This is a genomic window from Nitratireductor basaltis, assembly GCF_000733725.1.
Classification (GTDB): domain Bacteria; phylum Pseudomonadota; class Alphaproteobacteria; order Rhizobiales; family Rhizobiaceae; genus Chelativorans; species Chelativorans basaltis.
This window is the reverse complement of the sequence record NZ_JMQM01000003.1, coordinates 162,404-185,887: the sequence shown is the minus strand read 5'-3', so window position 1 is coordinate 185,887 and position 23,484 is coordinate 162,404. Positions and strand designations below refer to the sequence as shown.

The 23,484-nt window shown below is 61.2% G+C and carries 23 protein-coding genes; 13 read left to right on the top strand and 10 right to left on the bottom strand.

The features are described from left to right. Window positions 1-22 precede the first annotated feature (22 nt). From modA to modC, 3 genes are read left to right on the top strand one after another with little or no spacing between them, the layout of a single operon-like run. Window positions 23-787 (top strand): molybdate ABC transporter substrate-binding protein, encoded by a 765-nt coding sequence (modA, locus tag EL18_RS16745; protein ID WP_200875551.1) that lies wholly within the window; start codon window positions 23-25, stop codon window positions 785-787. After that, entirely contained in the window at window positions 787-1,473 is a 687-nt protein-coding gene (gene modB / locus EL18_RS16740) for a molybdate ABC transporter permease subunit (RefSeq protein WP_036486905.1), read from the top strand. The genes modA and modB overlap by 1 nt, the downstream gene beginning before the upstream one ends. Further along, window positions 1,470-2,573 carry a molybdenum ABC transporter ATP-binding protein gene (gene modC / locus EL18_RS16735; RefSeq protein ID WP_341872070.1) on the top strand — a complete coding sequence of 368 codons (1,104 nt, stop codon included), beginning with the start codon at window positions 1,470-1,472 and terminating at the stop codon, window positions 2,571-2,573. The genes modB and modC overlap by 4 nt, the downstream gene beginning before the upstream one ends. A 9-nt stretch (window positions 2,574-2,582) precedes the next feature. Here the strand turns inward: modC and EL18_RS16730 are convergent, their stop codons facing one another. Further along, complete coding sequence (locus tag EL18_RS16730; protein WP_036486903.1) at window positions 2,583-3,824, bottom strand: urate hydroxylase PuuD; 1,242 nt, start codon at window positions 3,822-3,824, stop codon at window positions 2,583-2,585. Between the two features lie 148 nt (window positions 3,825-3,972). Beyond that, window positions 3,973-4,524: a toxin-activating lysine-acyltransferase gene (locus EL18_RS16725; RefSeq protein WP_051914440.1), complete on the bottom strand. Its 552-nt coding sequence runs from the start codon at window positions 4,522-4,524 to the stop codon at window positions 3,973-3,975. Between the two features lie 310 nt (window positions 4,525-4,834). Between EL18_RS16725 and EL18_RS16720 the strand changes: the two genes are divergently transcribed. Continuing rightward, on the top strand, window positions 4,835-5,077 hold the full coding sequence (locus EL18_RS16720) for a WGR domain-containing protein (protein ID WP_036487121.1): 243 nt from the start codon (window positions 4,835-4,837) through the stop codon (window positions 5,075-5,077). Between the two features lie 10 nt (window positions 5,078-5,087). On the opposite strand, the gene repC is transcribed toward EL18_RS16720, so the two are convergent. From repC to EL18_RS16700, 4 genes are all read right to left on the bottom strand, one after another. Next, complete coding sequence (gene repC / locus EL18_RS16715) at window positions 5,088-6,500, bottom strand: plasmid replication protein RepC (protein ID WP_036486900.1); 1,413 nt, start codon at window positions 6,498-6,500, stop codon at window positions 5,088-5,090. Window positions 6,501-6,742: 242 nt separating this feature from the next. Further along, window positions 6,743-7,831, bottom strand: a complete 1,089-nt coding sequence (repB, locus tag EL18_RS16710; RefSeq protein WP_036486892.1) for a plasmid partitioning protein RepB — start codon at window positions 7,829-7,831, stop codon at window positions 6,743-6,745. A 3-nt stretch (window positions 7,832-7,834) separates the two neighbouring features. Continuing rightward, window positions 7,835-9,070, bottom strand: a complete 1,236-nt coding sequence (gene repA, locus EL18_RS16705; protein ID WP_036486890.1) for a plasmid partitioning protein RepA — start codon at window positions 9,068-9,070, stop codon at window positions 7,835-7,837. Window positions 9,071-9,431: 361 nt separating this feature from the next. Next, window positions 9,432-10,262, bottom strand: coding sequence for an alpha/beta hydrolase (locus EL18_RS16700; RefSeq protein WP_036486888.1), 831 nt, complete (start codon window positions 10,260-10,262; stop codon window positions 9,432-9,434). A 185-nt stretch (window positions 10,263-10,447) separates the two neighbouring features. Here EL18_RS16700 and EL18_RS16695 point away from each other — a divergent pair, with 185 nt between their 5' ends. From EL18_RS16695 to EL18_RS16675, 5 genes are all read left to right on the top strand, one after another. Then, window positions 10,448-11,584 carry an ABC transporter substrate-binding protein gene (locus tag EL18_RS16695; protein WP_036486886.1) on the top strand — a complete coding sequence of 379 codons (1,137 nt, stop codon included), beginning with the start codon at window positions 10,448-10,450 and terminating at the stop codon, window positions 11,582-11,584. A gap of 226 nt (window positions 11,585-11,810) precedes the next feature. Continuing rightward, window positions 11,811-12,731, top strand: coding sequence for a branched-chain amino acid ABC transporter permease (locus tag EL18_RS16690; RefSeq protein ID WP_036486884.1), 921 nt, complete (start codon window positions 11,811-11,813; stop codon window positions 12,729-12,731). 4 nt (window positions 12,732-12,735) lie between these two features. Then, window positions 12,736-13,722: a branched-chain amino acid ABC transporter permease gene (locus EL18_RS16685; RefSeq protein WP_244444635.1), complete on the top strand. Its 987-nt coding sequence runs from the start codon at window positions 12,736-12,738 to the stop codon at window positions 13,720-13,722. After that, window positions 13,715-14,464 (top strand): ABC transporter ATP-binding protein, encoded by a 750-nt coding sequence (locus tag EL18_RS16680; protein WP_036486882.1) that lies wholly within the window; start codon window positions 13,715-13,717, stop codon window positions 14,462-14,464. Before EL18_RS16685 ends, EL18_RS16680 begins: the two co-directional genes overlap by 8 nt. After that, window positions 14,461-15,147 (top strand): ABC transporter ATP-binding protein, encoded by a 687-nt coding sequence (locus EL18_RS16675; RefSeq protein ID WP_036486880.1) that lies wholly within the window; start codon window positions 14,461-14,463, stop codon window positions 15,145-15,147. Before EL18_RS16680 ends, EL18_RS16675 begins: the two co-directional genes overlap by 4 nt. A 3-nt stretch (window positions 15,148-15,150) precedes the next feature. Here EL18_RS16675 and EL18_RS16670 read toward each other — a convergent pair whose 3' ends face one another. Continuing rightward, entirely contained in the window at window positions 15,151-15,867 is a 717-nt protein-coding gene (locus EL18_RS16670; protein WP_036486878.1) for a FadR/GntR family transcriptional regulator, read from the bottom strand. Window positions 15,868-15,881: 14 nt separating this feature from the next. Further along, a complete protein-coding gene (locus EL18_RS16665) occupies window positions 15,882-16,880 on the bottom strand; it encodes a Gfo/Idh/MocA family protein (RefSeq protein WP_036486870.1) in 999 nt (332 codons plus the stop codon). 131 nt (window positions 16,881-17,011) lie between these two features. On the opposite strand from EL18_RS16665, the gene EL18_RS16660 reads away from it, so the two are divergent. Genes EL18_RS16660 through EL18_RS16645 form a run of 4 tightly spaced genes read left to right on the top strand, consistent with a single transcriptional unit; the run spans window position 17,012 to window position 21,087 of the window. Beyond that, a complete protein-coding gene (locus EL18_RS16660) occupies window positions 17,012-17,947 on the top strand; it encodes a dihydrodipicolinate synthase family protein (RefSeq protein ID WP_036486868.1) in 936 nt (311 codons plus the stop codon). Window positions 17,948-17,996: 49 nt separating this feature from the next. Then, complete coding sequence (locus EL18_RS16655) at window positions 17,997-18,995, top strand: tripartite tricarboxylate transporter substrate binding protein (RefSeq protein WP_036486865.1); 999 nt, start codon at window positions 17,997-17,999, stop codon at window positions 18,993-18,995. A 53-nt stretch (window positions 18,996-19,048) separates the two neighbouring features. Continuing rightward, window positions 19,049-19,540, top strand: a complete 492-nt coding sequence (locus EL18_RS16650; protein WP_036486863.1) for a tripartite tricarboxylate transporter TctB family protein — start codon at window positions 19,049-19,051, stop codon at window positions 19,538-19,540. A gap of 2 nt (window positions 19,541-19,542) precedes the next feature. Further along, window positions 19,543-21,087 carry a tripartite tricarboxylate transporter permease gene (locus EL18_RS16645; protein WP_051914435.1) on the top strand — a complete coding sequence of 515 codons (1,545 nt, stop codon included), beginning with the start codon at window positions 19,543-19,545 and terminating at the stop codon, window positions 21,085-21,087. Window positions 21,088-21,117: 30 nt separating this feature from the next. Here the strand turns inward: EL18_RS16645 and EL18_RS16640 are convergent, their stop codons facing one another. Both EL18_RS16640 and EL18_RS16635 read right to left on the bottom strand, forming a co-directional pair. Next, window positions 21,118-22,215, bottom strand: a complete 1,098-nt coding sequence (locus tag EL18_RS16640) for a M24 family metallopeptidase (RefSeq protein ID WP_036486861.1) — start codon at window positions 22,213-22,215, stop codon at window positions 21,118-21,120. A 119-nt stretch (window positions 22,216-22,334) separates the two neighbouring features. After that, a complete protein-coding gene (locus EL18_RS16635; protein ID WP_036486860.1) occupies window positions 22,335-23,483 on the bottom strand; it encodes an HlyD family type I secretion periplasmic adaptor subunit in 1,149 nt (382 codons plus the stop codon). Between the last annotated feature and the right edge of the window lies 1 nt (window position 23,484).

Here is a 23,484-nt window from a genome sequence, read left to right as displayed (position 1 = left end):
CGTTTTCCTTCAGGAACAGTGGATGCAGCCGCGCCTTACCTTTTTCCTCCACATGCTCTTCATCCTGCCGATCATGGCCCTGCTTGGCGCGCAGACAGCCGATGCGGCAAAGGCGCATATCGCGGTGGCGGCGAATTTCATCGAGCCTGCGCGCAGGCTGGTCGAGCGGCTGGAAGCCAAAAGCGAGCACCGCTACACACTCAGCTTTGCCTCGACGGGCCAGCTCACCGCCCAGATCATCCAGGGCGCGCCCTATGACGTGCTTCTTGCCGCCGATGAGGACCATGCGGGAAAGCTGATCGCGGAAGGACTGGCGCTGAAGACCTCACGCTTCACCTATGCGCTTGGGCGGCTGGCGTTGTGGGCTGGTGGAGAGGCCATCTCGCCGGAGACCGTTCGCAAGGACCCGCCACAGCGATTCGCCATCGCCAATCCCGAAACCGCCCCCTATGGCCGCGCTGCAGTGCAAAGCCTGGAGAAGCTGGAGCTCGCCGAGCTGATGAGCCCGAGGCTCGTAAAGGGCAATTCCGTGGCGCAGACCTTCCAGTTCGTCGCGAGCGGCAATGCAGGTGCGGGAATGGTGGCGCTCTCGCAATTGCATGACCAGCCTATCGCTACCTATTGGCCCGTACCCTCGAACCTGCATGATCCCATCATCCAGGACGCGGTGCTGCTTACGCCTGCGGCCGACAATGCAGCCGCGTTGGCCTTCCTCACCTTTCTCAAATCCGCCGAAGCCCGCGCCATCATCACCGACTTTGGCTACGAGACCGGAGGCGGGGCCTGATGGGCGGGCTTGGTCCGGATATCTGGATTGCCGTCCGGCTCACCCTAGCGCTTGCCCTTATCACCACGCTCATTCTGCTGGTGGTGGCAACACCGCTGGCCTGGTGGCTTGCCCGCTCCCAACGATGGTGGAAAGAGGCCGTGGCTGCACTTATCGCTCTGCCGCTGGTGCTACCCCCGACGGTACTCGGCTTCTACCTTCTCATCGCGCTCGGCCCGCAGGGGCCGGGAGGAGCACTGGCTAATTTTTGGGACGCGCGCACCCTTGCCTTCTCCTTCGAAGGGCTGGTGATCGGCTCGGTCATCTATTCCCTGCCCTTTGTCGTGCAGCCGATCCGCAATGCGTTTCAGGCCATGGGTGATCGCCCGATGGAGGTGGCCGCAACCTTGCGCGCGTCGCCCGCTGCCGCCTTCTGGCGCGTAGCGGTTCCTCTCGCGCGGCCCGGCTTTCTCGCCGGCGCCGTGCTCGGCTTTGCCCATACGATCGGCGAGTTTGGCGTGGTCCTGATGATCGGCGGCAATATCCCGGGCGAAACCCGCGTGCTTTCCGTTGCAATTTTCGATCTCGTCGAGACCATGCGCTGGCGCGAGGCGAACCTGTTGAGTGCTGCGCTCGTCGTCTTCTCCTTCCTCGTGATCCTGGCCATGATCCTTGCCGAAAAGCGCATGCGGCGGATGCGCGGATGATGACTCCACCTGACCGGATCAGCATCGCACTCGGCGGAAAGGTTGGCACGCTCCCGCTCGGTTTCATCTTCGAGGCGCCCGCCCATGGCGTGACCGCCCTTTACGGTCCATCGGGCAGCGGCAAGACGACATTGCTGCGCGCCATCGCCGGTTTGGACAGGCTTGACGGCCATTGCCATGTCGGCGGTGAAAGCTGGCAGGAGACGGGGCATTTCCTCCCGCCTCACCGGCGCGCCATCGGCTATGTGTTCCAGGAGCCAAGCCTGTTCCCCCATCTCGATGTCGAGGCCAATTTGCGCTTTTCGCTGAAGCGTGGACAGCGGCCGGAAAACGAGGACGAGATTCTGCGCCTGCTTGGCCTGATGCCGCTTCTGGCACGCGATCCGGCGACATTGTCGGGCGGGGAACGTCAGCGCGTTGCCATTGGCCGCGCGCTCTTTTCGCAGCCGCGTCTTCTCCTGATGGACGAGCCCTTGTCGGCGCTTGATCCGGCAGCGCGTGACGAGATCCTGCCCTTTCTCGAACGCCTGCATGGCGAACTCGCCCTGCCGATCCTCTATGTCAGCCACGACATGCGGGAGGTCGAGCGCCTCGCCGATCATCTCGTACTGGTGGATCGAGGCCGCGTGATCGCGTCCGGTCCGCTGCAAGCCCTGCAGGCGGACCCGCAATTCCCGCTTGCCGGCGCACGCGAGGCTGCCGTTACACTTGATGCGAAGCCCGCCGGTTTCGACCACACCGGCAATCTGCTCGCCTATGCGGTTTCAGGCGGCGTGTTTCACCTGCCGGCAGAAAGCGAACCGCCCGCAAGCCAGGTGCGGCTGAGAATTGCCGCAGGTGATGTCTCCATCGCACTGCACAGCGCGGCGGACACCACCATCCTCAACATTTTGCCGGCTTATATCGAAAGCCTGCGCGCGGTTTCATCTTCGGAAGAGCTTGTGGTCCTCAGCCTCGCCGGCGAGGCGGGAACCGCGGATGTCCCGCCTGCCAGACTGCTCGCCCGTGTCTCCCGCCATTCCTGCGAGCGGTTGCGGCTGAAACCGGGCATGCATGTCTATGCGCAGGTAAAAGGCGTTGCACTCGTGCAGGCCAGCTAGGTCAGCGCGTCAGCTTCCCTCAGAACCACTCGCGGCACGATACCAGCGCACAAGCGTCTGCCGGTCCTCATCGCTCATGCCCGTCCGGTTGGCAGGTGGCATGGCGTGGGTGATGCCCGACTGGAGATAGATCGCGCGGGCATGGCGGGCGATATCCGCTTCGCTTTCCAAGACCACACCTTTCGGCGCCCAGTTGATGCCAGGCCAGACCGGTTCTGCCGCATGGCACATGGAGCAGCGCGCGGAGACGATGTCGCGCGCTTCCTCAAAACCCTCTGCCTTCATGAAGCGTTGCTCATAGGCTGTTGCCGGACGCGTCCCCTCCCCTTCTGCAGCCTGCCACATGGGCGCGGTGGAAAGCCACGCGATAGCGAGGAAGATGAGGGCGGTTGCGAGCCAGGTCCATGTCGGGCTGCCCGCACGCGCATGGCGGGTGTTGAACCAGTGGCGAATGGTGACGCCCATCAGGAAGACGAGGCTTGCGATCAGCCAGCTATGTTCCGTGGCGAAAGCCAGCGGATAATGGTTCGACAGCATCAGGAAGACGACGGGCAGCGTCAGATAGTTGTTATGGGTCGAGCGCAGCTTGGCGATCTTGCCATATTTCGGGTCCGGCTTGCGCCCGGCCTTGAGGTCCGCGACCACGATGCGCTGATTGGGAATGATGATGAAGAACACATTGGCCGTCATCACCGTCGCGGTGAAGGCACCCAGATGTAAAAGTGCCGCGCGGCCGGTGAATATCTGGTTGTAACCCCAGGACATGGCGACGAGCAGCGCGAAGAGCAGGACCATCAGAAGCGTGGGCTTCTCGCCCAGGCCCGACCTGCACAACAGGTCATAGATGATCCAGCCAATGCTGAGCGAAGCGGCGGAGATCAGGATTGCCTGCCAGACGGAAAGATCGGCCTTGGCGGGATCGATCAGGTAAAGCTCCGCCCCGACCCAATAGACGATCATCAGGAGAGCCGCGCCGGAAAGCCAGGTCGAATAGCTTTCCCATTTGAACCATGTCAGATGCTCGGGCATCTGCTCGGGCGCGACCAGATATTTGCGGATATGGTAGAACCCGCCGCCGTGAACCTGCCACTCCTCGCCATGTGCCCCGGCGGGCAGGTCGGGCGCCTTGCGCAGGCCCAGGTCAAGCGCCACGAAATAGAAGCTGGAACCGATCCAGGCGATGGCAGTTACGACATGCAGCCATCGCACCGCAAAGCCCATCCAGTCCCAAAGCACAGCCCAATCATACATGTTGTCTCTCCTGATGCTTTTGCGACCTTACAGTCAGAGCCGGGTCAGCGATATTTGATGCAAGCCCCAAGCTGTATCAAAAAATCAGGAACAGACATTTTTCCACGGGCAGGCTTTTGACAGCTGTCAACGATCTTGGGTGCAGTGCCTACTCCGCGGCTTCGGTCCGGGGCGCCCGGGTGATCTCCTTCATGCCCGCATCACCGATGGCGCGGGCTGCGGCTGGATGTACGCGAATATCACCTGGCGGCATCATGTCCCGGACCACCAGGGCGACCTGCTTGGCCGAAGCGGTGTCGGGCGCGATGATGTCGAGGATCCAGTTGATCGAACCGCTGTCCCAGTCGGCCGGCTTGAGGTGGACGGGAAAGACATTGGCGTTGATCTGCTCGCAGATGGCGGCATCGACCTTTTCGGAAACATGCGCCCAGAGCGCCATCCCCGTCAGCCGGGTCGGCTGGCCCTCCCCTCCTCCATGAGCGACTATGGCGATGCGGTTCTTGATGAGCGGGTTGATAGCCACACGCTCCAACTCCCCCAATCCCAGCCATCGATAACGCTGTTGGCCAAGCATCAACAAGACCGCCTTGCCCAGCGCGTCGTGCATGCGCACGATCTCTGCTGCGGGGTCGTCTCCCGGGGAGTGACCGTCACGCGCCGAAGTTTCGAGCTTTGCTGCGGTGTTGGGGTGTGGGCTCATGCGCGACCTCCTGCTTTTCGAGCGTGTTGCCTCGCCTAGCCGGGTTAGCCGGTTCTGGGGAAATCAGGCGGCAGCTATGGGTGATGGCGGAATGATCGTTGGAGGCCTGTTCCCGGGCCCATCAATGCAAATTTCGGCCGAGCTGACCTTTCGCCTAACGGAAGTTATTTAGCTTTTTGTTTCCGTCAGTCGGGATTTAGATTTTGTTCACTATAAAGCGCCGGAAGCATCAATTTCGTGAATCGATCTGGCGCGACGGATTCAAGAAATGCGTTGGACGCGACTTGAGCCGGGATTCATCTTGCTGCGCATGAAGAAACCACCGCTTTCCCAGTTCCTCCGCCGCATTGATCGCAGCCGCAACATGGCGCGTTTTTACGCGCTTTCCGTGGAGCCTGATCTCTTCGGCGGTGCGGCACTTGTCCGCCAATGGGGCCGCATCGGGAAAGTCGGCCGCGTGCGCATCGACCTCTACAGTTCCACCGAACAGGCGATGGAAGCTCAGGCCCGCCTTGGCCGGTCGAAGCTTGCTCGTGGTTACCGGGCTGAGTAGCAGCCGGTCCTCATGCATGCCCTACCCCCAGCGTCACTGCTCCTGCCTGATTGCGCAATTCCTGATCGACCAGCACTCGCAGATCCAGCGCCCCGCGTTGGGCCTTGGCAGTAAGCGAGCGCAGATAGCCACCCGGTGAGGCAATCCGTTCTGCCCGCTGCAGGATGACCGCCATGGCAATGGCAGCGCCCACCTGTCCCAAGGCAGCACAGGCCGCGAACCAGCCGTGATCGCTCACCCCCAGCATTCGGCGCACCACATCACCGGCCTTGAACAGGTCCTGCCAGGATTGAATGCCCGCAGTAGCGTAATCGGCAATTGACGGGCAGGATTTCAGGAGGCTGGGAAGCGTGACGTTTCGTGCTGATGAAGCTGCGTCCCCTTCCCCGCGTTGACAGCTGTCAACCTTGGGCGGTCTCGGCTGATGGCGCGCATCTCTCACACCCAAATCTTTCTGTCTTTCTTCAAGAAGGGATTCTGACTCGGGCTTCTTTATGTGGCGCTCATTTTGGCGGACATTGGCGCTCACTTTTCGTGAATTGAGGGCCTCAGCGGTTTGCGCTTCGACCTTCTCCTGAACCTGTTTCTCCTGGTCATCATCTCCGGTTTCGCTATCTGTTTGGGGCGTGACCGATAGGGTATCCATATCCGCCTCAGCATCCTCACCTGCGTCTTGATGCCCAAGGCCAAGACAGGCTTCGAGCCGCAGCCGCAGCGCGACGAGCCTTGCAAGGCGGGCCTCCAGTTCCTCGCGCGAGGTACGACGGCCAAGACGGCCACTGACCGCCTCAAAGGCATCTTCCAGTTCCGCCAGACCTTCATGCCCCTCTTCGCCAAGAGCGTTCAGCATGGTGCGCATGTCGCGCATATGGATCGTGACTTCCGAGCGCAGAGCTTTCATTTCCGAAGCGGTGCGGCGCACGCGGATGGCCTCGGCGAAGATTTCGTCGGACCGCAGGACAAGCTGTGAAATATCGAAGCCGAAAGCCTGCTCCACCTCGCCGTCTTCGTTGCGGCGCGCATAGCGTTTGCCATTGGCACTGTCGCGGCGCATGACGAGCCCGGCACTCACCAGCGACGCCAGGTGGCGACGCAGTGTTGCCGGTGCCATGCCGCGGGCACGCACGGACAGCTCTGCATTGGACGGAAAGACAATCAAACGCGTGGAAGCCTTCAGCTCACGCTCTGGCAGAAAACTCAACAGCGCTTCGAGAACGCAGATGGTGCGATCGGACAGACCAAGATGCTGCTTGGCTTCCGTGACCGCGCGGATGAGTTTCCACTTGTCGACAGCTTTTTTATCCCCGCTTTCGCCACGCGGTTTCGCGCCTGAAGCGGCTCTTGCAATGGCCCTTTGAGCAGAAATCTGCGCATGGGCCATCCCCCGCCCGCCAAACGGCGAGACGGCAAATGTCTCCGTCATCCTCTCACCCTTCTTCAGGCAAGAAAAATACGGCCACCGGATCGCACCGATGCTTGACTTTAGCGGTCGGAAGTGATTCTTTCAGATTGCTACATCGAAAAGGGGCTTCCGGAATGGCGACGTTCTGGGGGCCTTTTTTCTTGTCCGATTTTCCTCGTTGTCAGTTCATTTGCTACGCGTGGGTTACACTCTACCGCGGGGATGAAGGGCGGGGATAAATCCGCCTCACCTTCCCCGAAAACTCATCTGCGTTCCCGCTTTGCCTGCTGCGCTTGGGCGATCAGCCCGGGCATGCGCTTCAGCAGAAATTCCGCAAAGCCGGGTTCGGCTTCTTCATTGATCTCAAGCCGCGGTTTGGGGCCGGGAATGTAGCGGGCAATCACTTTGCCCTTCCCGTCTGTAACGTCGCGCGGCCGTCCATGACGCGGCTGCGGCGGTTTCTTGGACAGTTGTGCGAAGAGCAGCTTGAAACGCTCGTCCGAGCCTGCCGCCTGAAAGGCTTCGCTCGTAATGATCCGTTCTGCCGCTTCAAGTGCAGCTTCGCTTTTCAGCTTCTCTGCAAGGCTTAACCAGCGTGGACGACCCGCTTTCGGCGCTGGCCCGATGGCGCGGGCTATATCCGCGGGAACAGCACCGGCCACGGCCAGAAGGCGCGTCATCTCAGCCTTGTGAAGCGACAACGCATTCTGGACGATGCCGCGGTCGAAACCATGCGCAATCAGCCCATGAGCAAAAAACGCCTTCTCGATGAAGGAGAGATTGCGTCGCTCGGTATTCTCCTTGCCCTGCGCCAAGACGAGTTCGTCGTCGGAAAGCTCGCGGACAATGGCCCGCACGGGCCGCTCCAGCCGCATGCAGGCGCGTACGCGGCGATGGCCGTAAGCCACCTGGTAACGGCCTTGCGCGGTCGGGTGAGGGCGCAGGAGAACCGGCACCTGTTGCCCGCTCTCGCGCATACTCTCGACCAAGGCATTGAAAGCCTCGTCGCCCTGATCCTCATGGGAGAGGCGGTCGCGGACCAGTGAAGGATCGATCCTAGCCGGATCAATCTCCACCACCTGCTCACCGCGCGCCAGGCTTTCCTTCAAGGCGCGGGCTTCCTGCAGTTCCTGATTGACCGAGTTGAGCGACAGGCCCATGGCCTTGATGGCACCCGATGAGGTGCGGCCGGGTGCGGGAGCAGAAGGTGCCGCCGATTTTGCAGCCGGCGCATGATCCGCCTTGTCCTGCGGCATCGACTTGGTTTCGGGCGCACGGGCAGGCGAGGGGGCTTCACCGGGAAGCGGGCCGCTGCCGAACAAGGCTTTCAGATGGTCCTTGCGCTTGCTCATGGCCTATTCCCCCCGTCCCCAGGCTTCGCGGACAAGCTGCTCGATCTCCTGGTTGACAGCTGTCAACGCTTCCATCGCGCGGTCATAGGTCGAGCGGGTGAAATTGTCCCGGCCCACCTCGTAGAGCGTCTGCTTGGTCAAACCCGCGTCTGATATGGCGGTCGACTTAACCATTGGCGCGGTCAGAACCCGCTCGCCGAACTGGGAGCGCAGGAAGCCGACGATCTGCGTTTGCGGCCCGTCATTCGGCTCGTAGCGCGTGATGAGATAGCGCAGGAAATCGAAATTGAGCGTGCCGCCTGCTGAGCGCACCACGGACAGAAGGTCGGCGGTCATATAGAGAAACTGGCTCATCGATGCGACATCGAGCATCTGCGGATGAACGGTCACGATGACCGAGGTCGCCGCGCAAAGGGCCGAGAGCGTCAGAAAGCCGAGCTGCGGCGGACAGTCGATGACGACAATGTCGTAATCATCGGCCACCGACTGGAGTGCGGTCTGGATACGGGCGAAGAAGAAGCCTTCCGTGTCATCCTGCCGGGTCGCCAGCATGCGCGGCGTCGTGTGCTCAAATTCGTGAAGCTCCAGATTGCCCGGCACGAAGTCCAGCCCGTCGAAATAGGTCTTGCGGATGATCTCGGAGAGCGGGCGGCGCTCCTCGTCATAGCGGATCGCGCCATAAAGCGTGTCATTGCCGGTCAGATCCACTTCCGGCTGGTAGCCGAGCAGGGCCGACATGGAGGCCTGCGGATCGAGATCGACCGCCAGAACCCGGTAACCCTCAAGCGCCAGATGCTGGGCGAGGTGGGTGCTGGTTGTTGTCTTGCCGGAGCCACCCTTGAAATTGGTGACGGCAATGACCTGCAGATGCTCATGCTCCGGGTCGCGCCATTTCACATAGGAGCGGGCCTTGGCAATATTGCCCTTGGCCAGCGCCTGATTGGCAAGGTGCTGGCGCAGCGCATTGATGTCCTGAAGGGAATAGTAGCGCCGGCCTCCTGCGCCCGTTTCGGGCTGCGGACCTTCGCCGGCGATTGAAAGCTGGCGCAGATAACCATCGGAAACACCGATAAGCTTGGCGGCCTCGCCGGAGGAGAAGGTGCGCAGGACCTTGCTTTCTGCGGGCGCAAAGAGCCGCTCGCGCAGCACGCGCAGCTGGTCGGAAAGAAGGGCGGCATCGGCAGCAATGCGCTCGTCTGCTGCACTGGCTTCTGCCGTCTGGGTTGCGCTGTCCAACATGTTCTCCTCTGATGAGCCCCCGCTCGATTACCGATCCGCACATGCGCATGACGGGCCGTTGACAACCGCCAACAGCTACTCTGGCCATCAAGCCAGCTTCTTCTTCCCAGCCGCCAGCCTAAGCCGATTCGCTGTTTGAACGCCATGCACCTACGCCGGCAGCTCCACATGCGCAGGGGAAACGCCCTGCGTGAAACCGCATACAAAGACAGGTTCCCGGCGCTGTTCCGGTCAAATCGCACTGTTACGCCGAAAGCGGAAATAACGCCTGAAATCCGTATTCATCTCAGACAGGGAGAAGCTGAGTCGTCAAGAAGTTTTTGGTTAACAGAAGGTTAACGGCGCTTCCTGCCTTGCCCCATCAAGGTGCAAGAAGGCAGTCCACCATAACGCTGTCGCACACTGCCAATCCATCCACCACATCGAAATGATGCCGGTCCGGCTCCTCGACAATCGCCGTGCGCGTTCCCAGACCGGTCCAGATATTGGCGAGCAGCGCATTCTGCCGGACAAATTCCTCGCGCTCTGCGGCACCAACCCAGCAGGTGAGTTTCTGCCGAGGGAGGGGCGCAAGCAATGCCGGGGAATGCGCGGCGGCTTCCTGCGCATCGATGCGCAATTCGCCATTCAGCTCAAGCGACATGAGCGGCCTGAGGTCGTGAACGCCCGAGATGGAAAGCACATGCGCAATCCGCATCCGGACATTTTCCGGCAGCGGGGACGGCGAGGCGATCAGTCGGGTTGCCAGGTGTCCGCCGGCTGAATGTCCGGCAAGATGGATGGGACCTTCCACCAACTCGCTCAGATGCGCCAGGGCGCGGGCCATCTCGTCGACAATGCCGCCGATGCGGATTTGCGGACACAGCGTATAGGAGGGGATGGCAACCGCGTAACCGCGTTCATTTGCGCCCCTGGCCAGATGCGACCAGTAGCTCTTGTCGAAGCGGCGCCAATAGCCGCCATGGATGAAGACAACCAGTCCGCGGGGCCGGGTCTTGGGCGAGAAGAGATCGAAGCGATTGCGCTCTGCCGGACCATAGACCTGATCAAGCTGGACGCGCCCCTCGTCGAGCATCTCCTGCCGATAGGCTTCCGCCGCCTCCAGCCATTCCCCCGGCCACCTCTCGGAACGGGGAATGTTGGGCGGATTGGCATAGGCGTCATCCCAATCGGTAATCTCGCGGTAGAACATGGCTCCTCCTTGTCAGGTGCTTCTTCTATAGCGCTTTTTCACCAGGCAGGAATGGCCCTGCCGGCACGCGCATACTGCCACTGGCCAGATTGCTATTTGCACTGATCCTTGGATATGAAAGACTTCGCGCGGAATCGAGCGCGTTTTGCGCGGTCAAGAAGAACAGGAACCTCGGGGGAATTTCGATGAAGAAGGCACTCGCAGCCAGCCTGCTGGCACTGACATTTGCAATGGGCGGCGTGGCGCAGGCCGAGCCGGTGAAGATCGGCATGATCACGACCCTGTCGGGCGGCGGAGCGAGCCTTGGCGTCGATGCGCGCGACGGCTTCATGCTGGCAATCGAAAAGGCCGGCAATGACGAGATCGAGGTGGTCATCGAGGATGACGGCCAGAAGCCCGAGCTTGCCGTGCAGATCGCCGACAAGATGGTTCAGAGCGACAAGGTCGATCTGATGACCGGCATCATCTGGTCGAACCTCGCAATGGCCGTCGTGCCGTCAGTCACCGCGCAGGACGTGATCTACATTTCCCCCAATGCAGGGCCTTCGGCCCTTGCCGGTGCGAACTGCCACCCGAACTATTTCAACGTCGCCTATCAGAACGACAATTTCCACGAGGCGATGGGTGAGGCGGCAAACAAGGACTTCAAGAAGACCTTCATCATGGCGCCCAACTATCCGGCGGGCAAGGATTCGCTCACCGGTTTCAAGCGCTACTACAAGGGTGAGCTCGCAGGCGAGATCTACACCAAGCTCGGTCAGACGGATTATGCAGCCGAGATTGCGCAGATCCGTGCATCAGGCGCGGATTCGGTCTTCATCTTCCTGCCCGGCGGCATGGGCGTGGCCTTCACCAAGCAGTTCGCGCAGTCGGGTGTGGACCTTCCGCTCATGGGCCCTGCATTCTCGTTCAGCCAGGACATTCTTCCTGCAATCGGTGAAGCTGCGCTTGGGGTGAAGAACTCCGCCTCCTGGGCGCCGGATCTCGACAATGAAGCCAACAAGGCCTTCGTGGAAGCATTCCGCGCGAAATATGATCGCCTTCCTTCCGTCTATGCGGCTCAAGGCTATGACGCCGCAAATCTGATCCTGTCGGCCGCGGAAAAGGCGGATGTCGCGGATCGCGAAGCCTTCCGCGCGGCACTTAAGGAAGCGGACTTCCAGTCGGTGCGCGGCAAGTTCAAATTCAACACCAACAATCACCCGATCCAGGATTTCTATGTGCGCGAGGTCGTGGAAAAGGATGGTGAGCTGACCAACACCATCGTCTCCACCGCCTTCACCGATCATGGCGATGCCTACGCTGCCGAGTGCAAGATGTAAGCATTATCTCGTCATCCCGGCCGACTAAGAGGCGAGCCGGGGCCCATTGAAAGGCGCGGCCAACCCGCAGGTGTGCGCGTGCTTTCTCAAGGGGATCGGAGAGGGGCCTTGCTCCACGATGTTCTTCCAATGGGTCCCCGGACGAGCCTTTCGGCCTTGCGGGAGGACGCAAGTGGGCGTCTGGTGCGCCATCCCCTGAAACCCGGTTTCCTGAAATAGCTTTCCCGTGTCCCTGACCCTTCTCATAGAGCAGATACTGAACGGGCTTCAGTTCGGCGTTATGCTGTTCCTGATGGCCGCCGGGCTGACACTGATTTTCGGGGTCATGGGGCTCATCAATCTGGCCCATGGGTCGCTGTTCATGGTGGGGGCTTTTGCCTGTGCTTCCGTGGCGGCGTGGACCGGTTCCTTCTGGATCGGGCTTGCGGCAAGCCTTGCGGCTGCAGCGGCTGCAGGTGCTGTGATCGAGCTTCTGGTCATCCGCCGGCTCTATGACCGCGACCATCTCGACCAGGTGCTTGCGACCTTTGCACTGATCCTCATCTTCTCCGAAGGCACGCGCTGGCTGTTCGGCTCATTCCCGCTCTATCTCGACATACCGCCGCTTCTGTCGGGTGCGGTGAGCCTGCCTGGCGGCTCGTCCTATCCGATCTATCGTCTGGCCGTGATCGGGGTAGGGATTGCCGTCGCTGTCGGCCTGTCACTGCTGATATCCCGCACGCGCCTTGGCATGCGCATTCGCGCCGGCGAATCCGACCGGGAGATGATTGCCGCACTCGGCGTCGACATCACCACGCTCTACACGCTTGTCTTCGCGCTCGGGGCGGCATTGGCAGGTCTTGCCGGTGCCATGGTGGGGGCGCTGCAATCGGTGCAGGTGGGTATGGGCGAGCCGGTCCTTATCCTGGCCTTCGTCGTGATCGTCATCGGCGGTATCGGCTCCATCCGCGGCGCGCTTTTCGGTTCCATTCTCGTCGGGCTGACGGAGACGCTTGGCAGGGTCTTGCTGCCGCACGGACTGGGCCTCTTCATGGAGCCATCCGCTGCCGCATCCATCGGTGCAGCTATCGCTTCCATGCTGATCTATATCCTCATGGCACTGATTCTTGCCTTCAGGCCGCAGGGCCTTTTCGCGGCAAATGGGTGAAGCGATGGCGCGAAACCTCATCACCCGCGAAAACCTGATAACGGTCCTTCTGCTGGGCGCACTTCTTGCCGGTCCGTTGGTGGCGGTCGCGCTCGATGAAACCTTCTATGTGACGCTTGCAACGCGGATCGCCATTCTTGCGCTCGCCGCTACGGGGCTCAATCTGGCGCTCGGCCTTGGAGGACTGGTCTCCTTCGGACATGCCGCATTCCTTGGCATTGGCGGTTATGCGGCGGGCATTCTTGCCACACACGCTTTCAATGGCGAGCCACTCATTCTCGGGCTTTCGGGCACGAAAAACATGCTGATCATCTGGCTGGTCGGGGCCGTCTCGGCGGGAATAGTCGCAGCCGCAACAGGCCTGATCGCGCTGCGCACATCGGGCGTCTATTTCATCATGATCACGCTCGCTTTTGCGCAGATGATCTACTATTTCGCCATCTCCTGGCCTGCCTATGGCGGCGAGGATGGTCTGTCGATCTTCGTGCGCAACGGCTTTCCCGGCGTGAACACGCTGCAGCCGCTGAGCTTCTTTCTACTTTGTTTCGCCGTGCTCGTGATTGGCCTTATCTTCTTCGCGGTTCTGAAGAATTCGCGTTTCGGTGCTGCGTTGCAGGCGGGACGGCAGAACGAGACGCGGCTTGCAGCGGTCGGCATCGCGCCCTTCCGCATCCGGCTTGCGGCATTCATTATCTCGGCCATGATGACGGCGGTCGCCGGAGCGCTGTTTGCCGATCTCAATCGCTTCGTGAGCCCGTCCATGCTGTCCTGGCACATGTCGGGCGAACTGATCGTGCTTGTCATTCTGGGTGGCACGGGAAGGCTCGCCGGGCCGCTTGCGGGCGCCTGCGTCTATGTGATGTTCGAGTTCCTGCTTGGGGGCATGACCGAACATTGGCAACTCTTCCTGGGCCTTGTCCTGCTCGCTGTTGTGCTGTTCGCGCGGGGGGGCGTGATCGGCCTTCTGGCGGGGAGGGCGCGTCATGGCTGAGCCGATCCTCAAGCTTGAAAAGCTCAACAAGAGCTTTGGCGCGCTCAAGGCCAGCGATGATGTGAGCCTTGACCTGCGTGAAGGCGAGATCCACGCGCTGATCGGGCCCAATGGCGCAGGCAAGTCCACGCTCATCAATCAGATCACCGGGGCAATGTCGCCCGACAGCGGGCGCATTCACTTTGCCGGCGAAGATGTGAGCGATCTGGGCATGGCCGCCCGTGCGCGGCTTGGCATGGGGCGCACATTCCAGGTCTCGTCACTTGCGGGTGAGTTCTCCGCCTTGCGCAATGTGATGCTCGCCGTGCAGTCGCGGCAGGGATCGAGCTTCCGCTTCTTCAAGCCCGTCATGTCCGACCGCAGCCTTGTCGATCCGGCAATGGATGCGCTTGCACGCGTGGGGCTTGAAGATCGTGTAGATGTGCCGGCCGCCGAACTGTCCCACGGCGAACGGCGCCAGCTTGAGATCGCCATCGCTCTTGCACTTGGTGCGAGGGCCTTTCTGCTGGACGAGCCCATGGCAGGCATGGGGCCCGAGGGCAGCAAGGCGCTGACGCGCTTTCTCGACGGATTGAGGCAGGAAGCGCCGATTCTGCTTGTCGAGCATGACATGGATGCCGTCTTCGCTCTTGCCGACCGCGTATCGGTGCTGGTCTATGGCCGCATCATCGCGAGCGGGACCGTCGAGGATATCCGCCGCAATGCCGCCGTGCGTGAAGCCTATCTGGGGGAGGGCACATGACGCTTCTCTCGGTGCGCAACATAGCCAGCTTCTATGGCGCCTCGCAGGCGCTTTTCGATGTCAGTCTCGAGGCGCGCGAAGGTGAGGTCGTGGCGCTGATGGGGCGCAACGGAATGGGCAAGACCACCACCATCCGCGCCATCTGCCGGCTGACACCGCCACAGGCGGGCGAGATTCATTTTGCCGGCAGGAAAACGGATCGAATGCGCCCTCACCAGATTGCGCGGCTCGGCGTCGGTCTGGTGCCCGAAGGACGTCGCTGCTTTCCCAATCTCACCGTGGAAGAAAACATCAAGGCCGCTGCACGATCCGGCCGCTGGACATTGCAGGCGGTCAACACGCTCTTCCCCCGCCTTGCCGACCGCCGCAACCAGTTGGCTGCCACCCTGTCGGGCGGCGAGCAGCAGATGCTGGCCATCGCGCGCGCTCTTGCGACCAATCCCAAGCTCATCATCCTCGACGAAGCGACAGAGGGCCTCGCCCCCGTGATCCGGCAGGATATCTGGGCGGCCGTGAAAACGCTGAAGGGTGAGGGGCAATCGATCCTGATCGTCGACAAGACACTCAGCGAGCTTCTGCCGGTCGCGGACCACTGCGTGGTTCTGGAAAAGGGGCGCAGCGTCTGGACGGGCAGCCCGGATGCGCTCGATGCGGATGTGCAGGAGCGCTATCTGGGGGTCTGACCCTCAGTCATCGGTGCTGTCCCCGCCGTCAAACATGCGGTTGCGCGCACCGGTGAGGTGCTTGCGCATGGCTTCACGCGCGGCATCCGCATCCTGTGCGATGATGGCATCCAGAAGCGCCCTGTGTTCCGATTGGACCAGCTCGTTTCGCGCCGGTGCCGCCTGCAAGGTCAGGCTGCGCGACAGCCGCATGGCAAACTGGATCTGCGAGGACAACGATTCGAGCACCGAAATATAGAACGCGTTCTTGGTGGCGCGGGCGATGTTGCGGTGGAATTCATGATCGATATCGACACCGAGCGCCTTGGCCGCATAGGCTTCCGCCATACGCTTGTGGCCTTCTTCAAGCCGGTCGATGTCCGACTGGTCGCGCCTTTGGGCAGCCCATGCAGCCGCTGCACTTTCAATATCGATGCGGAATTCATAGCAGCGCTGGATGTCGGTGATCGAGGCAAGCGGAATGAAGTCGACCACCGAGCGGTCCGGGCGGCGGATCACATAGTGACCGGACCCTCGCCGCGAGCCCACAAGCCCGTCATCATTCAAGCGGCTGAGGGCAGCGCGAAGGATGGGGCGCGACACTCCGAAGGACTGGGACAGAACGCTCTCGGAGGGCAGGCGCGAATTGACCGGATGCACGCCATCCAGGATTTCCCGCACGAGCCGGTCATAGACCTGATCGGCCAGGGATGGTTCTCGTCTGTCTTCATCCGCGCTCAATTCTCGCTCTCCCCTCAGATATCCACCCCGGCGGCACGATAGATATCTTCCATCAAGCGCAAAGTCTTCAGATTGTCCATTCGGTCGGTCGGAAAGGTCTTTCCGCTTCGCAGTCCTTCAACGAAAGCCGAGACGGCCCCGGTGAAACAGGCCTGATAATTGGCTTTCAGGTCGTGAACCGTCACGGGTTCTTCCCGCGACATGAGGAAAAGCTTCTCTCGGTCGAGCACGAGCGTATCCGCGTCGCCCATGATTTCCAGCCGGTCGGTGGGGAGAGGCGGGTAGCCGAGTGCGGAGACATTCGCATCGATCAGAACAAGCGCGCCATCGATCGTGCGCAAGGTTACAAGCGCCATGTCCTCGCCGCTCAGCGCCTTGTTGACCTGTCCGAGATGGGCTGAAACCACTTCCAGCTCACCCAGTATGGAGCGCAGCGCATCCAGGTGATGAATGAGAATCTCGAAAACCAGAAGCCGCTTGAAATTGGCCAGATAGGGCTGGCGGCCAAGCAGGAAGGGCGTCTTGCCGGGATAATCGTTGAGCGAGGAAGAGCGGACCGTCAGTCGAGCGGCCATCACCTTGCCCACCTCGTTGTTGCTCACCCGTTGCGCGACTTCCGCGTAGTGCGGCCGGAAACGGTAGTTTTCATGCACCATGAAGCGCACCTTGTCGCCCACCGCACCGATCAGTTCTTCGGCTTCGGCAACGGTCGGCGTCATCGGCTTCTGGCACTTCACATGGATCGAGCGATCCGCAGCCATCCTGACAAGCGTGGCATGGGTGCCCACCGGCGTGATGATGTCGACTGCGTCGGGCTTGACCTCATCCAGCATCTTCTCCGTGTCGTCGAAGACCTGCGGTATGGAAAACTCTGCCGCACGGGCGCGCGCGCGGTCCAGATCCGGGTCGGATATGGCAACCAGCTCGACATCGTCCTGTGCCTGCCAACCCTTGAGATGGAACTCGCTGATCGCTCCAGCGCCGGATACTGCTACGCGGATCGTGTTTGGCAATGCTCTCTCCAGATCGTGACGGGATAGGAAAACAATCGGTAACTCAAAATATCTGAAATTACAAATCTTGACTGCTTTGTCATTTTTGGTTCATGTAAGAAAAATCTGTAAAACAGGGAATTGAAAACGGCATGCTGACAAGCGTCACCACAGACCATCTCTCTTCCGCGGTCATGGCCGTCCCGCCACTGGCGCGCGACGCTGAAGGGAATTTCAGCGATGCCGACAACGCTGCCGTCATCCGTCATCTTGAGCAGGGTGGGGTCAGCACCATCCTCTATGGCGGCAATGCACTGGCGCATCATTGGCCGATGTCACGTTATGCGGACTGGCTGGACCGGCTTGTCGCAATTGCTGCCATGGATACCTGGCTTCTCCCCTCGGTCGGTTCCGACGGTGGCAAGCTGATTGACCAGGCCGAGATCCTGAAGGAGCGAGAATTTCCTGCCGCGCTCCTTTTGCCGCTCATAGCGCCCCGGACCCGCGAAGGCACGCTGACGGCGCTGCGCCGTTTTCACGCAACCTGTGGCGTCAAGCTCATCATCTATATCAAGACCGACGGCTACATGCCCGCGGAAGACATCGCTCTCCTGCATCGCGAAGGCGTCGTGCTGGGTGTCAAATACGCGGTGCCACGCGAAGTCGGTGAGAACGACCCCTATCTGCAGGCCATCATTGAGGCCATCGGCGCGAAGGCGATCATTTCCGGTTTCGGTGAGCCTCCGGCAATTCCGCATATGCTCGAATATGGTCTGGCCGGGTTCACCGCAGGCTGCGTGTGCATCGCGCCCGCCATGTCCACGGCGATTCTCGAAGCTCTCAAATCCGGGCAACGTGCCCGCGCCGAAGAACTGCTTGAACCGATGCTGCCGCTTGAAAAACTGCGCGGCGAGATCAATGAAATCCGCGTTCTGCATGAGGCCATCACGCTTTCGGGCTTGGCCAATTGCGGGCCTGTTCTGCCAACGTCATCATCCGTTCCCGACGAGGCAAGAGCAGCCATCCGCGCCGCGGCGCTTCAGCTTCTCAAAGCCGAAGAGGCGTTCCGCCTTTCGCGTGCCGCTTGAGGAAATCGGCCGCATCCGGTCGAGAATTGATGATCCAAGGGAGGAATACATGACTGACTTCAACAATCCGACACGCCGTGGCGTTCTCAAAGGTGCAGCCGCCTTGGGTGCACTCGGCCTCATGCCGATGGCCGGCGCATTTGCCGCTGACTATCCCACGCGCCCGGTGACCATGGTGGTGCCCTGGGGTGCAGGCGGCGGCACCGACGCAACCGGTCGCATGATCGCGTCGCTGCTTGAAAAGCGCCTCGGCGAAACCTTCAACGTCGTCAACCGCACAGGCGGTTCGGGCGTCGTTGGCCATTCGGCGATCGCCAACAGCAAGCCTGACGGTTACACGATCGGCCTCGTTACGGTCGAGATCGCCATGATGCACCATGTTGGCCTTACCGATCTGACTGCCGAAAACTACACGCCGCTTGGCCTCATGAATGCCGACAGTCCGGGCGTGACCGTCAATGCAAACTCCGAATACAAGACGATCCAGGAACTGGCCGATGCGATCAAGGCCTCCGAGCCTGGCACGTTCAAGGCATCGGGCACCGGCCAGGGCGGCATCTGGCACCTTGCACTTATCGGCTGGCTGCTCTCGATGGACCTTGCCCCCGACCATGTGACCTGGGTGCCCTCGGAAGGTTCTGCTCCCGCCATGCAGGATCTGATCGCCGGCGGCATCGATCTGGTCACCGTATCGCTCGCGGAAACCAAGGCCATGGTGGATGCAGGCCGTGCCATCAATCTCGGCGTTATGGCCGATGAGCGCGCCGCATCCCATCCGGACGTGCCGACGCTGAAGGAAGCCGGTGGTACCTTCGCGCTGTCGACATGGCGTGGCGTCTGTGGTCCGAAGGACATGGATGCCGACGCGGCCAAGGCCATCTCCGATGCGCTTGCCGAGATTTCCAAGGATCCGGAATTCGTCGAGTTCATGAACAATCGTGGCTTTGGCATTCGCTACATGCCGCCGGAAGAACATGCCGCATTCATGGCCGAAACCGATACGCTCATGAAAGAGGCACTTGAAGCTGCCGGCCTGGCCAAAAGCTGATAGTCGACAATGATGGAGCGCGCCTGCCGCGCTCCATCGCCATCTGGGAGGACATGATGAAGCTGACCGACGCCCTGACGGGTGCGCTGATCGCGTGCCTGGGGATATTCATGGTGCATGTTGCATCGGGCTTTCCATCTTTTCCCGGTCAACCCTATGGCGCTTCCCTGTTGCCCACCCTGCTTGGCGTCGGCTTCATAGCAACCGGTCTGCTTTTGCTTCTGCGCGACATGCGCCAACGTTTCATGAGCGGCGTGAGAAAGGGAGCCTCCGTGGTTTCCCTGGACGAGGGATTGCAAACCCGTGACGGTGCCATCTCGGCCATACTGATCATCGCGACTGTGGTCCTGCAGATCCTTCTGGCACCGCATATCGGCTTCATTCCGGTGTCGCTGGCCACTTTGTTCTGCCTCTTCGTGTGGTTTCGCGTGCCGTGGCTGGCCGCCATAGCTGTTTCCATATTCGGCACGGCGCTTTGCTGGTGGCTGTTTGCCATAATTCTCAAAGTGCCTCTGGCCCGCGGCTTCCTTGAAGGGATCATCTAACCATGTCCTTCCTCGATATCCTGTTCCAGGCCGCGGCTCTGGTGTTCACCCTTGAAGTCATGCTGGTGGTGATTCTGGCCGGCGCGTTCGGCATGTTTGTTGGTGCGATGCCGGGGCTGACGGCAACCATGGCGACAGCGCTTCTGGTGCCGGTTACATTCTTCATGGATCCGATCCCCGCTCTAGCTGCCATTGTGACCGCAAGCGGCATGGCGATCTTTGCCGGTGACATTCCCGGCGCGCTTCTGCGCATGCCCGGCACGCCGGCCTCGGCTGCCTATGTCGAAGACGCGCACAAGCTCGCATTGTCGGGTAAACTCAATCACAGCCTTGGCACGGCATTGCTTGCCTCGGCGGTGGGCGGATTGTTTGGTGTGGCGGTCCTCATTCTCTGCGCCCCGCTTCTGGCCGAATTCGCGCTGAAATTCACATCCTTCGAATATTTCTGGCTGGCTACACTTGGCCTGTCCTGCGCGGTCTTCATCGCTTCGTCGGACCCGCTCAAGGCAGCGGTTTCGCTCTTTCTGGGTATCGCACTTGCGACAGTCGGCCTTGATCCTGCATCCGGCACGCCGCGTTTTACCTTCGGCAATACCGATCTTCTGGCAGGCATAGAATTCGTGCCGACCATGATCGGCCTGTTTGCGATGGGCGAAATCCTGCGCGGGGCGATCAGGCTGAAATCGGCCGCGCCCATCCCGCAGGTTCCGCCAACGCGCGGGCCCTTGTTCAAGGGGGTGGGCTCGATCCTGCTGCGCTATCCGAAAAACATCATGCGTTCCATGACGCTCGGAACATTTGTTGGCGCGCTGCCGGGGGCGGGCGCGGATATCGCGGCCTGGATGGCCTATGCGATTTCCAAGCGTTTCTCCCGCGAGCCGGAGAAGTTCGGGACCGGTCATGTTGAAGGACTGGTGGACGGTTCGTCAGCAAACAATGCGGCTGTCGGCGGCTCCTGGATACCCGCGCTGGTCTTCGGCATTCCCGGCGACAGTGTCACGGCCATCGTGATCGGCGTTCTCTACATGAAGGGCATCAATCCGGGGCCGAGCGTGTTCCTGCAGACGCCGGAGCTGATCTACGCCGTCTTCATGATCTTCATCCTGACGATCATCGCCATGGTGCCGCTTGGCTGGCTTGCGGTGAAGGGCTCGTGGTTCGTTTTGAGCGTGCCGCGCCGCATTCTGCTGCCACTGATCCTGAGCCTGTGCGTGGTTGGTTCCTTTGCGCTGACCAATTCGGGCTATGGCATCGTGCTGATGCTGGTGATGGGGCTCATTGGCTGGATCCTTGAGGAGAACGGCTTTCCCGTTGCGCCGATCATTCTCGGCCTCGTGCTCGGTGGCATGTTCGAGCGCACCTTCATCACCTCGATGATCAAGTCGGGCGGCGACCTGACGGCCTTCTTCGACAGACCGATTGCCGCCGCACTGGGCGTTCTCGTCTTCGTCGTCTGGGGGAGCGCCCTGATCGGTGCGATCAGGCGCCATATCCAGAACCGCAGGGCACCGCGTGACGAGCTTGGGCTTTCGCCGGAACAGCAGTAAAAAACGTGCAGCGCGAGGTAGGGGGGTCGCCTACCTCAGCACTGCATCGCGCGGCATTTCGGAGAGGATTTCCGCCCCGTCGGCGCGCATGATGACGATTTCCTCCAGCCGCAGGCCGAATCTGCCGGGCAGGTAGATGCCCGGTTCGATGGAAAAGACCATGCCCTCGTCCAGGACTGCATCGGAAGTGGCTGTGATATACGGAGGCTCGTGGATGTCGACGCCGAGGCCATGGCCCGTGCGGTGGAGGAAGCGTTCTCCGTAGCCTGCGTCCTCGATGACAGAGCGGGCGGCGCGGTCGATGTCGCGTGCGACAACGCCGGGGCGGGCGGCGGCGAGGGCTGCCTCCACGGCGCGGTTGACGATGGCGTGGATCTTGCGGAACTCCTCGTCCGGCTCGCCGAAATAGCCCACCCGCGTCATGTCGGAGGGATAACCTTCAAGCCGGCCACCGGTGTCGATGAGGACGGCGTCGCCTGTTTTCAACTGCGTCGCGCCAGTGTGGTGATGCGGAAAGGCGCCGTTGCCGGCGAAGCAGACGCTGGTGAATTCGGGCGCAGCACCTTCGGCCTTGTAGACGTCGCGAATAACGGTCGCGATCTCGCGTTCGGTAATGCCCTCGCGCAACGCGTCGAAACCCGCCTGCATGGCGCGGTCGTTCAGAAGCGCGCTCGCTTTCAGGAGCTTGTATTCCGCAGCGTCTTTGCGCGCGCGCAAATGGCCCAGCGTATCAAGCGTGAAGGCGCGGTTTTTCACATTCAGACGGTCGAGCAGCATGAGCGCGAAATCAGCGCGCATCGTCTCGTCGATGGCGATCGAAACGCCGTCTGCGGGCAGTTTCAGCGTCTCGAGAAGTTCACCCAGTGCTACATCAGGTCCATGGTCGTCGGCCCAGGGGTGGAAGGGCAGGTCGGTTTTCTGACGTGCGCTGTCGGCATTGAGCGCAGGCATCAGGAAGCCCGCATAGTGGGCGCTGACCAAAAGCATGACCGGACGCTCGTCGCCATGCGGGTCAAGGCCAGCAAGCCACATCATGTGGCTGGAGGGACCGATAGCAACGAGGTCGGTTCCGGTCTCACCCATGCGGGCGCGTAGGGCTTCAAGGCGGGTGTCGGAATTCTGCGACATCAAGGACTCCAGAAGAGATGGTCTGATTGTGGCCGCTGGCTTAGCAGCGCGGTTCAGACAAGACCACCGGATTCCCGGACGCAGATTGCTCCAGAGACTTCATCGATACTGGACAGCGTCTAGCGCTGGCTGAAGGCCTCCGTGCCGCGCAGGACGGGTTTGAGCAGCGAGGTGATGACCCGGCGGTTGCCGGTCTGGATATTAACCTCCGCAATCATGCCGGGGATGATCGGCAGGGGCTCTCCGTTTGCGTCTTCCAAGCCCTTGCCGTCGGTGCGGATGCGCACTGCATAGAATGGTTGTGCGTCCGGGCGCGTCTGGTCGAGGATCGTGTCCGGGCTGATATGGACAAGCTCCCCTTCGAGCATCCCGTAGATCGTGTAGTCATAAGCGGTCAGCTTGACGCTTGCGGGCTGGCCGGTGGAAAGAAAGGCGACATCCTTCGGGTCGATTTCGGCCTCAATGATCTGGCGGTCGCCAATTGGCACGATCTCCATGATCTTTTCGCCGGGCGCCAATACTCCGCCGCGCGTGTTGATGTAGCGCTTGTTGACGATGCCATCGACGGGAGAGCGAAGCACGGTGCGCTCCAGCACATCCTTCTTTTGAGAAAGCTGCTGGCGCACGCTGAGAAGCTCGGCCTCGTTCTCGGCAAGTTCGGTGGCCAGTTCCTGATAGTAGGTATTGAGGTTTTCGGCCACGTCCTGCTGCATGTCGGCAAGCGAACGCTGCAACTGGATGATGCTTGCCTTGCTGGCCGCACCGGAGCGCCCCAGCCCCTCAATGATGGACAATTCGCTGCGGGTCAGGCGTTCGCGCTCGGCCTGAGTTTCCTTCAACTCCCGGATTCTGCGGCGACGTGCATCGAACAGGGTACGCTCTGTGCGCAGGATGTTCGGGTAGTTCGACAGGTCGTCCGCAAAAACAATCTCGTCTTCCTCGGCAAGCTCGGCGCGAATGCGCGCCAGCTTAGCGCGCAGAAAGGCGGACCGGCCCAGAAGGTCATCATATTCGGATTGGACCCCCGTGCTGTCGAGCACGGCAACCTTCTGGCCCTGGGTGACACGGTCGCCCTCGCTGACCTCGAGATCCTGAAGGATGCCGCCTTCCAGACTCTGGATCACCTGGGCACCGCTCAAGGGCACCACCTTGCCCTGGCCTCGTGTGTATTCATCCACGCGGGCGATTGATGCCCAGGTGACGAAGGAAACCATGAGCGCCGCTATGACGTAAAGCAGCGTGCGGTCCTTGCGGGTGCTGTCAATCATG